Annotated in this window: 11 protein-coding genes; 4 read left to right on the top strand and 7 right to left on the bottom strand. The window is 64.5% G+C overall.

What is annotated here, in order from left to right; genetic code table 11:
- Positions 1–235 precede the first annotated feature (235 nt).
- The 7 genes from MFF01_RS20415 to MFF01_RS20385 form a co-directional block, all read right to left on the bottom strand.
- A complete protein-coding gene (locus MFF01_RS20415; RefSeq protein WP_238228148.1) occupies positions 236–1,291 on the bottom strand; it encodes an SLAC1 anion channel family protein in 1,056 nt (351 codons plus the stop codon).
- A gap of 41 nt (positions 1,292–1,332) precedes the next feature.
- Positions 1,333–2,127, bottom strand: coding sequence for an SDR family NAD(P)-dependent oxidoreductase (locus MFF01_RS20410; protein ID WP_238228147.1), 795 nt, complete (start codon positions 2,125–2,127; stop codon positions 1,333–1,335).
- Positions 2,128–2,139: 12 nt separating this feature from the next.
- A complete protein-coding gene (locus MFF01_RS20405) occupies positions 2,140–4,362 on the bottom strand; it encodes a xanthine dehydrogenase family protein molybdopterin-binding subunit (RefSeq protein WP_238228146.1) in 2,223 nt (740 codons plus the stop codon).
- 10 nt (positions 4,363–4,372) lie between these two features.
- Positions 4,373–4,819, bottom strand: a complete 447-nt coding sequence (locus MFF01_RS20400; RefSeq protein WP_238228145.1) for a (2Fe-2S)-binding protein — start codon at positions 4,817–4,819, stop codon at positions 4,373–4,375.
- A gap of 103 nt (positions 4,820–4,922) precedes the next feature.
- Entirely contained in the window at positions 4,923–5,879 is a 957-nt protein-coding gene (locus MFF01_RS20395; protein WP_238228144.1) for a GlxA family transcriptional regulator, read from the bottom strand.
- Between the two features lie 85 nt (positions 5,880–5,964).
- A complete protein-coding gene (locus MFF01_RS20390; protein ID WP_238228143.1) occupies positions 5,965–6,354 on the bottom strand; it encodes a DUF302 domain-containing protein in 390 nt (129 codons plus the stop codon).
- Positions 6,355–6,535: 181 nt separating this feature from the next.
- A complete protein-coding gene (locus MFF01_RS20385; protein ID WP_238228142.1) occupies positions 6,536–6,976 on the bottom strand; it encodes a hypothetical protein in 441 nt (146 codons plus the stop codon).
- A gap of 241 nt (positions 6,977–7,217) precedes the next feature.
- Between MFF01_RS20385 and MFF01_RS20380 the strand changes: the two genes are divergently transcribed.
- The 4 genes from MFF01_RS20380 to MFF01_RS20360 all read left to right on the top strand — a co-directional run bounded on the left by MFF01_RS20380 (position 7,218) and on the right by MFF01_RS20360 (position 11,157).
- On the top strand, positions 7,218–8,165 hold the full coding sequence (locus tag MFF01_RS20380; RefSeq protein ID WP_238228141.1) for a LysR family transcriptional regulator: 948 nt from the start codon (positions 7,218–7,220) through the stop codon (positions 8,163–8,165).
- A gap of 396 nt (positions 8,166–8,561) precedes the next feature.
- Complete coding sequence (locus MFF01_RS20370; protein WP_306421622.1) at positions 8,562–9,185, top strand: TadE/TadG family type IV pilus assembly protein; 624 nt, start codon at positions 8,562–8,564, stop codon at positions 9,183–9,185.
- Complete coding sequence (locus MFF01_RS20365) at positions 9,176–9,799, top strand: TadE/TadG family type IV pilus assembly protein (protein ID WP_238228140.1); 624 nt, start codon at positions 9,176–9,178, stop codon at positions 9,797–9,799. Before MFF01_RS20370 ends, MFF01_RS20365 begins: the two co-directional genes overlap by 10 nt.
- Before the next feature lie 14 nt (positions 9,800–9,813).
- Positions 9,814–11,157 (top strand): TadE/TadG family type IV pilus assembly protein, encoded by a 1,344-nt coding sequence (locus MFF01_RS20360; protein ID WP_238228138.1) that lies wholly within the window; start codon positions 9,814–9,816, stop codon positions 11,155–11,157.
- The last annotated feature ends 41 nt before the right edge of the window (positions 11,158–11,198 follow it).

Raw genomic sequence — 11,198 nt, 5'->3', positions numbered from 1 at the left:
CTTTTCAGGAGGCAGGCCAGAGATCCACCCATCCCGGTCGCAGAGCGGCCGGGCGGGGCCCGACCCAACGCATTCATTCAGGCGCGTTCGTGCGGCTCCCATAAGCGGACACTTGTCCGCCCCTAATCTAGCAGTGACTCGCCCTTTGCAGCCACACAGCCAGCTCTCGCAGCTTCTCAAATGTGGAGTTGAAATTCTTGGTCGCGGGCGAACTCGGGTCTATCGCCCTTGCCGGTCATTGCGCCAGCGTGCGCAACTCTCCGCGGGCGAGGCCGACGAGGGTCCGGGCGAGCAGCCATCCGATCACCGCCGTCGCGAGCGTGAGCAGGCCGATTGCGAGGATGTCGATCGCCGGGCCCGGCTGCGCCGTCGCGACGCGCAGGGCCGCGACGGATGCTGCGGCGAGGGGGAAGCTCACGCCCCACCACGACACCCGGAACGGGCAGCTCCGCCCGAAGCGGGCGAGCTTCGGCAGCAGTACGGCGAGGAGGAACGACGCGACCGCGAAGAGCGCCTCCGCGAAGAGATCCACCGTGCCGGTCGTGGCCACATAGGCCGAGAACCCCACCGCGAAGGGCGCGACGAGGATCAGGAGCGACGGCTGCAAGGCAGCAGGGAGCGGAGGCTCGAATAGCAGGCGGGACAGGATCAACGTGAACAGGGGCAAGGCGAAGAACAGCCCCACGGCGAGCGAGAACACCATCACGCCTGGCATCGGCGGCAGGCCCAGAACCGGGAGGGCGAGGGGTACGTCGAGGAGGCCGACCACCGGCACGATCCAGGCTGGCGTCGCATGCGCGGCCTGCTGCCGGTCGCTCAGCCATCGGGTCACGACCAACCACGCGAAGAGGGTCATGCCGAGGGCACCCGCGATCCAGAGCAGTCGCGCGAGGGTGAGGCTCAAGGGCGCCAGGGGGATCGGCAGGAGGAGCAGGCTGATCAGCGGCGTGCCGAACAGGTTGCCCGCGATAGGATGGCGGAACTCGGCACGCACCGCCGGGGCGGCGATGACAGCCTTGGCGCCGTAGGCAGCCGCAAGGGTGACGAAGGCGGCGCAGGCCATCAGCCCGATGGCCTTGCCGAGCCAGAGGGGGACACCGTACCGGACGTGCGCCAGCGTCCAAGCGATACTGAGGCCGGTCAGGCCCATCACCGCCGCGAACAGGCCGATGGGCAGGGCCTCTACCTGCCGCCAGCCGCCCGGCCCCTTCGGTCGCTCCGGCGGACGATGGGCGGTCAGGGTGGCTTCGGAGGCCGACGTGCTCTGCTCTTCCGAGACGACCTGCAGCATCGAACGTTCGTCCTTTACGCAGGCCCCGCAGGTCAATGCTGTCAGCCGAAACCGTAACGGGCGGCCGGCACCCGGCGGGACAGGTTCGGGCCGAGATGGAACCGGGCGGCCTCGAAGGCCTGCCAATCGTCAGCCTCCGGCAGCGAGGGTATCGTCACGGTCTCGCCAGCGTCTAGCCCGGCGAGGGCCGCCGCCACGAGATCGCGGGCCTCCATGATCATCTCCGCCGGGATCTGCCCGATATCGGCGCCTGCCCTGTCGAAGAATTCGGTGCGGGTGACGCCGGGCAGCACGGCCTGGAGCCGCACGCCCTTGTCGCCGATCTCGGCCGCTAGACCCTGCGTCAGGGCAAGCACGAAGGCCTTCTGGGCGGCGTAGCCGGCGTTGAAGCGCTCCGGGATGAGGGCCACGACCGAGGAAACGTTGACGATGGCGCCCCTGCCTCGGTCTGCGAAGGCCCTCGCCGCCGCGAAAGTCAGGGTCTGCAAGGCCCGGACGTTGAGGTCGAGCATGCCGTCGTAGAGTTCCGCAGGACTGTCGAGCGACGGCCCGAGGGGCCCAAGCCCCGCGCTGTTCACGAGGAGCGCGAGGCGCGCATCCGTGGCGACGCGATCCCGGACCGTTGCAAGGTCCGCTGGCCGCGTCAGGTCGGCGGCCAGGACCTCGACGGCCACGCCGGTCTCCTGCCCGATGCGCTCGGCCGCCGCCCGCAGGCGGGCGGCGTCACGGGCGACGAGGATGAGGCCGTGGCCTCTGGCGGCCAATTGGTCGGCATAGGCCGCGCCGATGCCCGAGGAGGCGCCTGTGACGAGGGCCGTGCCTGTGTGCGATGTCATGGTCGAACCTCGTCAGGCGGCGGTGAGCTTGCTGTTGGCGACCGGCAGCGCGCGGACCCGCTGGCCGGTGAGCGCCGCGATGGCATTGAGGACGGCGGGCGGCACGCCCGGCAGGCCCGGCTCGCCGACCCCGCCCATCGGCGCCCCGCTCTCGATGATGCGCACATGGACCTTCGGCATGTGCTCCCGCCGAAGGACCGGATAGGTGTCGTAGTTCTGCGATTGCCGGACGCCCTCGCGGTAGACGATCTGCTCGAACAGGACCGAGGACAGCCCGAGCGCCGCAGCCGATTCCACCTGCGCCTTGACGATGGCGGGGTTCACGATGCTGCCCGGATCGAAAGCGATCCAGAGATTGTGGACGCGGGCCTCGCCACCCTCCACCGAGACCTCCGCGATCGTCGCCGTCTCCGACCCGAAGGGCGAGGCCATGGCGATGCCTCGGGCGCGCATGCCGGCCTCTGACCGGTAAGGCCCACGCTGCCAGCCGCCGGACATCTCGGCCACCGCCGAGAGCAGCGTGCGGTGCCGGGCACTGCCCTGGAGAAGCGCCATGCGCAGCGCGAACGGATCCTGCCCGCCGGCCTCAGCGACCTCGTCCAGGAAGCTCTCGTAGAACGCATCATTCATCGAGTGCCCGACGGAGCGCCAGAAGGCGATGTTCACCGGGTGGGCGACCTTCGTGAAAGTCATGCGCCGGTTCGGCACGGCGTAGGGTTTCGCGACGATGCCCTCGACCGCCGAGGGGTCGACGGGGGTCTGCATCATCATGCTGAAGTAGCGGCCGATCGGACCTTCCCCCACCGTTCGAACCTCGATGGCCGTCGGCTGGCCCGCCGCGTCGAGGGCGGCGCGGAAGCGGCTGAAGCTCAAGGGACGTACGGCGTCACGGGCAAACTCTTCCTCGCGCGACCACAGCACCTTCACGGGCCGCCCGGTGGCCTTGGCGAGCAGGATCGCCTGCGGGAACGGATTGCCGGCCTCGTAGGCGAAATGCCGTCCGAAGAAGCCGCCGAGCATCGGCGAATGGATGCGGACCTGGGCCGGTTGGAGCCCGGCGACCTTCGCCGACACGGCCTGGAACACCTCCGGCATCTGGTTCGGGAGCCAGACGTCGAGGGTGCCGTCGCCGGCGAAGCGTGCGATGGCCGAGGGCGGCTCAAGTTGCGCGTGGGCGAGGTAAGGCGCTTCGTAATCGGCCTCCACGACCTTGGTGGCCTTGGCGAAGGCGGTGGCCACGTCGCCCTCCTCCTCCGCCACGTGCCCCGGCTCGGTGGAGGTCTTGAGGGCCGCGAGCATGCCCTCGGACGAGAAGTCGGCCGCAACGGTGTCGATACCGCTGGGCTTGGGCGCCGACCACTCGACCTTCAGGGCCTCGACGGCCTTGCGCGCCCGCCACCAGCTGTCGGCGGCGACCGCCACCGCGCCGGGAAGGCGGTGGATCGAGTGCACGCCCGGCATGGACTTGACCTCGGCTTCGTTGGCGAGGCCCGTCGGCTCGGTGCCGAGGCGGGGGGCGTGCTGCACGGCGGCGTAGAGCATGCCCTCGACCTTCTGGTCGATGGCGTAGACGGCCCGGCCCGTGGACTTGTCGCGCACGTCGAGGCGGGGAATGGGCTGGCGGATGTAGCGGAAGGTGGCCGGATCGCGCAGGGGCACGGATTCGTTCGGCTTGAGTTTCAGGGCGTCAGTCGCGAGATCTCCGTAGGGGAGCGAGCGGTTCAAGGCGGCGTGCAGCACGATCCCGTCGCGGGTGGTGAGTTCGCCGTCCTGAACCTTGAGCCGGGCCGCCGCCGCGCGGATCATCAGGTCGCGGGCGGTGGCGCCCAGGCGTCGCATAGTCTCGAAGCTCGACCGGGTCGAGAAGCTGCCACCGGTCATGCGGATGCCGTTGACGACGGCGTAGTCCGGGCCGGGCGGCGCGCATTCCACGACGAAGCGGGAAGGCGGCACGTCGAGTTCCTCGCCGACGATCTGCGCGATGCCGGTGGCGATGCCCTGGCCGCCCTCCACGAAGGGGCTCAACAGCTTGATGGTGCCGTCCGGGTGGATCTCCAGGAAGGCGGCCACCCGCGTCCCGGGCTTCGGCGCGAGGGCGCCCGCCCCCTCCGCGGGGCCCTGTGCCTCGGCGCGGACGGTGCGGGCGGGCAGGAGGGCGCTGACGACAAGGGCGCCGCCCGCACCCGCGAGGAAGCGGCGGCGGGACGGGACCGCAGGGCTGAGGAGCGGGTGCATGGCGACCTCCTCAAGCAGCGGCCTGCCGCACGGCGGCGGCGATGGCGTTGTAGGTTCCGCAGCGGCACAGGTTCGTCATCGCCTCGGCGATGTCGCCGTCGGTCGGGTGCGGGGTTTGCTTCAGCAGCGCGGTGGCGGTCATGACCTGGCCGGACTGGCAATAGCCGCATTGCGGCACTTGCAACGCGACCCAGGCTTCCACGACCTTACGGCCGACGTCGTCCTGCTCGATCGCCTCGATGGTCGTGATGGCTTGTGTGCCGACGCTCTCCAACGGGACCTGACAGGACCGCGTCGCCTGCCCGTCGAGATGGACGGTGCAGGCCCCGCATTGGGCGATGCCGCAGCCGTATTTCGTGCCGGTCAGGCCGAGGGTGTCGCGCAGGATGAAGAGCAGTGGCGTGTCCGGCTCTGCATCGACTGAATAGTGGCGACCATTGATCGTCAGGCTCACCATGTCCGCGACTCCCCGACAGTAAGCAGCCCCCAAGGCCATGCTTAAACAAAGGTCTGGGTACCCACTACGTCATATTTGCCTCGTTTCCGGACATGCCACTGTATCAGACGACGGCGAGCGGACCCGCAGTCCGGCGGATCGCCCGCGGGACATCGCCCTGGACGCGCAGGAACGCCCGGCGCATCCGCTCGCGGTTGGCGAAGCCGGCGGCGGCGGCGATCTCCTCGATGGGCAGACGGCTCTGCTCCAGCATGTGCTTGGCGGCCTCGACGCGCATGGCCTCCACGGCCTTGGCAGGCGAGACGCCGGTCTCGGCCCGGAAGGCCCGTGTGAACTGGCGCGGGCTGAGACAGGCGACCGCCGCGAGATCCTCCGTGGTCAGCGGACGTTGCAGGTTCTGCCGGGCATGGGCGAGGACGCTCTGGATCCGGTCGCTCGGCGCGTCGAAGTCGAGCAGCGCCGAATGCTGGGCCTGCCCCCCCGCCCGGCGGCGCTCCATCACGAGGCCCCGTGCCACGGTGCGGGCCACTGGCCGGCCATGGTCGCGCTCGACCATGCCGACGGCGAGATCGATGCCCGCCGACATGCCGGCGGAGGTCCAGAGATTGCCGTCCGCGACGTAGATCTTGTCGATGTCGAGGTGGCAGTCGGGATAGCGCGCGCGGAACTGCGCCGCGTAGCGCCAGTGGGTCGTGGCGCGCCGCCCACTCAGCACTCCGGCATCGGCCAGGGCGAAGGCGCCGAGGCACAGGCCCGCCAGGCGGCGCGTGGAACGGGCCGCCTCTCGAAGGTAGGCGACGAGATCCGGGCTCGGCTCGGGCAGGCTGATGCCCGCTGCAACGATGATCGTGTCGAAGGCGGACGGCTCGCTCAGCCGCTCGGTCTCGACAGCGGGGCCGCACCCCGAGCGGAGGAGGCCGCCCGCCTCCGACAGCACGCGGATGTCGTAGGTCGTGTCGGCGACGTATCGATTGGCCACGGCGAAGGGCGAGGTCACGGCCAAGCCCATGAAGTCGAAATCCGGGCAGAGCACGAGCCCAATGCGGCGGACGCCAGCCATCGCGGAAACCTTTCAACTGTTTCCCATCGTGCGCCGCGTACCGGCCATGTCCAGGCCGATCCGCGACGCCGACAAGGGCCTGACATCATTCGGCAGCCGCAGTGAGCACGCTTCTGAGGAGCTCATCCAGTTTGCCGGCGACGCCGTCGACCTGCGGATTCCCGAACTGCCCGAAGATACTGACCGGGCGGTCGTACTCGAAGGCAACATCGCCTTCGTCATCCTCACGCAGAAGCACCCGGATCGGCGCGTATAAGGCGGCCGAGAGGTCGTGCCGGGTCATCGACGCCGCTGTCAGCGGATTGCCGATGTCGTACTGGACGGCCTTGCGCCTCAATCCGGCGGTCAGCAGCACATCGCCGTGGTCCCGAGAGCCGAAGATCGAGAGGGGCGTCTGCCGTTCGAGGAGATCGCGCGCCTCGTCCACCTTCCCGGCCTTCAGGAGCTTGGCATAATCGAGGTCGATGACGGGCACCGACGCCTCCAAGGCGGATCGGACCGCTTCGAAGGATTTGGTCGAGGAGAGGGTGACGTGCTCGACCGTGATCCGGGTCGAAAAAAGCTGAGTAGTCATGATTTCATCTCCGGATATCAAGTGGTGAACGGCCCGCCGAGCAGGCCGTGATTGTTCATCGTCGCCACGCCCTAGGGTGCGGTCAGTCCATAGCTTCAAGGGACCCGAGCTTGAGCGTGCCCGTGTTGGCCTCGACCGTGATCGGACTGTCGGGCAGCCACCGGACGACGCCCGCGGTCACGAAGCCGCCCTGCTTGAGGACCTGCGCGGCATCCGTCGCCACGTTCCGGTTCCGATAGGCGACGGTGATGGAGGCGGGCGCCTTGAAAGGCTCGGCGGAGGCGGTGGCCGTCCGAGCCTCCTGCCAGCGTGTGAGGGCCGGCACGAGGAGACCGCCCTGTGCACGGACGTCGACGGCGCTCAGCGCGAGGCCCGGCGGGTGGTAGGCCGCGCCCAGAACGGCGGGGACGGAGAAGGCCCCGTGCGCGGCGGTGTCGAGGGTCGCCTCCGACGCGGCGGCCGGCAGCAGGGCCGCCACGGTCATCGTCAGGGCGGCGGTGAGGGTGATGCTACGGTGGGTCATCTCTGGATCCTCTCGGTGTGACGGGGCGTCCCGTCCTTTGATGAGGAGAAGATGCGGCCGAGGGCCGTATTCATCAAACAGATGCAATCGATAGTCGACATCCACGCTGCAAATGATGGTACGTTCCCGGTGGCCACGATGGTGGTCCATGAAGTCAGCCAATCCTCTTGGTATTACTTGGGCTGATGCCGCGTCAGCCTACAGCCGAGGACGTGGTCGCGAATGTCGAGCAAACCGAGCCATGACGATCAAGCACCGTGACCTCGCCGGCATCGACCTGAACCTTGTGGTGGCGCTGGACGCGCTCTTGACAGAGAGCAGTGTGACGCGCGCCGCCATGAAGGTTGGCATCACGCAATCCGCCATGAGCAGCAGCCTTGCACGCCTGCGCAAGCTCCTCGGCGATGAGCTCCTGACCCGCACGCCGGACGGCATGCGCCCGACGCCGCGGGCGCTATCCCTCGTCGAGCCGGTTCGCGCCGCCTTGCGCCAGTTTCAGTGCGTCGTCCTCCGGGAAGACGACTTCGACCCCGCGACGGTCGAGCGATCCTTCACGCTCGCCATTCCCGGCAGCGTCGAGGTGCGTCTCGTCCCGCGCCTGCTCGCCCTCCTTGCACGCGAGGCGCCCGGCATCCGCCTGCACCTGGTGGGCCTCGATTACGGGAGCGTGCTGGGGGACCTCGACGCCGACAGGATCGACATGGCCGTCGGCATGATCTCCGAGGGCCAAGTCCACCATAAGGTCCGGCCGCTCTATCGCTTCGGCTTCCTGAGCCTGTTCAATCCCCGGTTGCTAGGCGTGAGTGGTTCGCTGTCGCTCGACGACTTCGTTCGCTTCCCGCACATCCTGACGTATCTGACCGGCGTCGGCCCGGGGGTGGTGGACAAGGCGCTCGCGACGGTGGGCCGGACGCGGAGGCTGGCGGCGACGACGCCTCGGTTCGCCACCGTGCCCTTTCACGTGCAGGCCGCGCCCTTGATCGCCACGATGGCCGACGAGTTGGCTACGACCTTCGCGGCCCAGCTCGGCTTGGCGACGAGCCCCGTGCCGGTGCCCACCGAGGAGATCGTCATCTCGATGCTGTGGCACGCTTCCTATGACCGCGATCCCGCGCATCGTTGGCTGCGGGAGGTCATGGTTCGCTTGGGACGGGAGGTGGGGAGCGCCCATGAGGAAGCGGCGCTATGAGCGTTTTGAAGGGGCGGTATCTTCAATGAAGTTCATTGGCTGTCACGGCTCAGCGAATGTCCGGCTCTACGGCATCGCTTTTCAAAAGCGGATAGGCGGCTTTCCACCCTCAGCGGCCGTTCCGGAAGCGACTCGACCCAGTCACTCGGACCGTCGTGCGTACTCCCGCAAAGCTTCGGTCCGTCAGCCTGCGGCAATATCAATACAGGGTGGACCAAGATTCTCCGCAGTGAAACGGACGCATCCTCAGCTGCCGGGCCAGTCAGAGCGTTGACGAGCCTCCCGGCAGTCTACCCGTTCGAGGCGGCAACACACTGCCGCATTTTCAGATTTAGTATTTTATCAAGAAAGACGTTTTATTGCATCGAAAGATTTGGGAATCAAGAGAGTAGGACAGTGTTCCTATTGTCCAATATTCGAAATTGGGGCCTTGTAGTGCGGACACAGGTCAGAAATATTCTACAGTCATGTCACGGCGCTACGGCAGTCGAGTTTGGCCTGATCGCGCTACCGTTTTTCGCGCTCAGCGGTGGCTGTCTGGAGAATGGGCTCACGTATTGGCAGCAGGAAATCTTGCAAGACGCTGTCAACGACGCGAGCCGACAAATTTACACGGGCACCTTTCAAGCGGCAAATTCTCAAACAACCGATACGGCGACTTTGATAAGTCGATTTCGTAACGCAGTCTGCACAAATCCTAATGGAAAGGCGCGTGTCACTGTTTTCAACTGTGGCGACGTTCGTGTCAGTGTTATGAAAGCTGCCACCTATGCATCGGCGACACCCGTGTCCCCGACGACCGTTGGCGCAAACGGGGTGAGCGATTGGAACCCCGGATTTTCAAGCTATGCCTGTGCAGGCCCGTCCGACATCATGGTTGTGCAGGCTGCCGTGGATATTCCTGTGTTCTTCACCTTTTTCGCCTCCTCAGAGTCCAGAATCAACAAGGACCGACGCGTCATTCAAAGCTCCTCGGTTTTTAAAGTAGAGCCTTATACGGATAAATCCATATGTCCGTAATACTCAAACGTCATAAAACAAAATCCCGGTTTGGAGGCGATGAAGGTGGTATCGCGGCGACGGAATTTGCTCTGCTCATGCCGGTACTCTTGCTTTTGTACCTGGGAGGATTTGAGCTGACGCGTATCATCAGTGCGAATGAAAAATTGACCTTGTTCACTCGTGCCCTGGGGGACCTCTCGGGCCGATCGGACAACGCCAGTCCTTCCGTAGACACGATGACGACGATCGCGAGCGCGGCAACGGCGATCATGAGGCCGTTCGACACGACAGGCCTCCAGATCGTCGTCAGTTCCATGGGCGTCAATTCATCCAACAGCACCTTCGTCGGTGGCGTCTGCTCAAGCTGGGCGCAGAATGCTGCTGCACGACCGGCGCGGCAGATCAATGGTAACGACGGTCTTCCGGTCACTCCGGAGGTATATCGAACTGACGGCGCGCGATACATGCTGGCAGAGGTCGCTATGCCATACAATCCGGTAGTCGGAGCTTCAATCTTTCGGCAAGTGTTTGGATCGAACGGACTACGTTTCACGAGACAAATACCCTGGGCCCAGCGAACGAACACCGAAATTATTTTGCCCGGCGGTTCCAGCTGCCCTAAATTTAAGTGATTGGTGTACTTGCAATGCAACTTGGCGGCTTGAAGAAATATATCGATCTCTTTGGATCGGTTGCCTTATCCTATCTTCAGAATCAATCCGGCCAAGTCGCAATGATTTTCGGATTGGCGGCTATCCCAATCCTTTTCGCATCTTCCGCAGCCATTGACTTTGGACGACGCAACTCCGCAAAAGCACAGATCGATGCGGCGCTTGATGGGGCGATGCTTGCGACTCTTGCGCGGAAATCGAACACTATTACTGTGCTCGATATCACTAGTATGGAGAACCAATTCCGCACGGAAGCGGCAAGGGTGCCGGGTGTGACGATCACTTCGTTCACGGCGCCGGTTCCAGTCGTGGTGCCGGCCTTAAATTTAAGCGATAGCTCCGGATCGACGCTTAAGCTCACGGCCAGCTACACCGCGACCATCAAAACCACGATGGCCGCCATGATGAATGTTACGACCATGAATATCGATGGCATGACATCCGGAGTAAAGAAGCTTCCACAGTATATGGAATTCTTTCTTCTGCTGGACAGCTCCCCCTCAATGGGACTTGCCGCAACGAGCGCTGACATCAATAATCTCAAGAATTTCACGGGAGGATGCGCGTTCGCTTGCCATGAACATACTTACGACAACTCTGGAAATGTGACAGGTGATAAGCAAGACGACAACTATCATATTGCTCAAAAATACAACATTAAGCTTCGGATACAGGTTTTGCGGGATGCGGTGGATGCACTTGTCGACAGGGCGAATGAGACAGCGGCGCTCCCACAGCAATTTGCGATGGAAATGTGGACCTTCAATGACTCGGCAACACAGACGCAGCTGAAGTCGATGACTTCCGCTCTAAATAGCATCAAAGCCAAGACAAAGGACATCGATATCGCTTACGCGTATCGCAATCAATCGGACAATCAGACGGATTTCGAGCGTGCGATCGCGAAGATGAACTCCGTGATTCCCGCGAGCGGAACAGGCCTCCTTGCCACGTCTCCGGTTCGGTTCCTGTTTTTCGTGACTGATGGTGTGCAAGACACGGGTGGAAGCATCAGTAACGAATCAGCAGGATTTCGCATCAATCAAAATCGCTTCATAGGCCCATTCAATCCCGAAACCTGCAAAAGCCTGAAGGACAAGAACGTCCGAATCGGCATTATTTATACGCAGTACATGCCGTTGTACGACAATGGTTTTTACAATAACTTTGTGCGGCCGTATGAGAACAAAATCGGACCGTCTCTCAAGGCCTGCGCATCCGATGGATTGTATTATCCTGTCGCGTCGGGTGGCGACATCACATCGGCAATGCTTACGCTATTCACCAATGCGGTGTCATCCGTCAGGATCAGCCAGTAGCAGTGTCCACAGCGTGGCCGGGCTGGCCTGCCCCCATTCGG

It is taken from the genome of Methylobacterium adhaesivum, from assembly GCF_022179065.1.
GTDB lineage: Bacteria > Pseudomonadota > Alphaproteobacteria > Rhizobiales > Beijerinckiaceae > Methylobacterium > Methylobacterium adhaesivum.
Note: the sequence above shows the minus strand (reverse complement) of the source record. Positions and strands in the feature narration are given on the sequence as shown.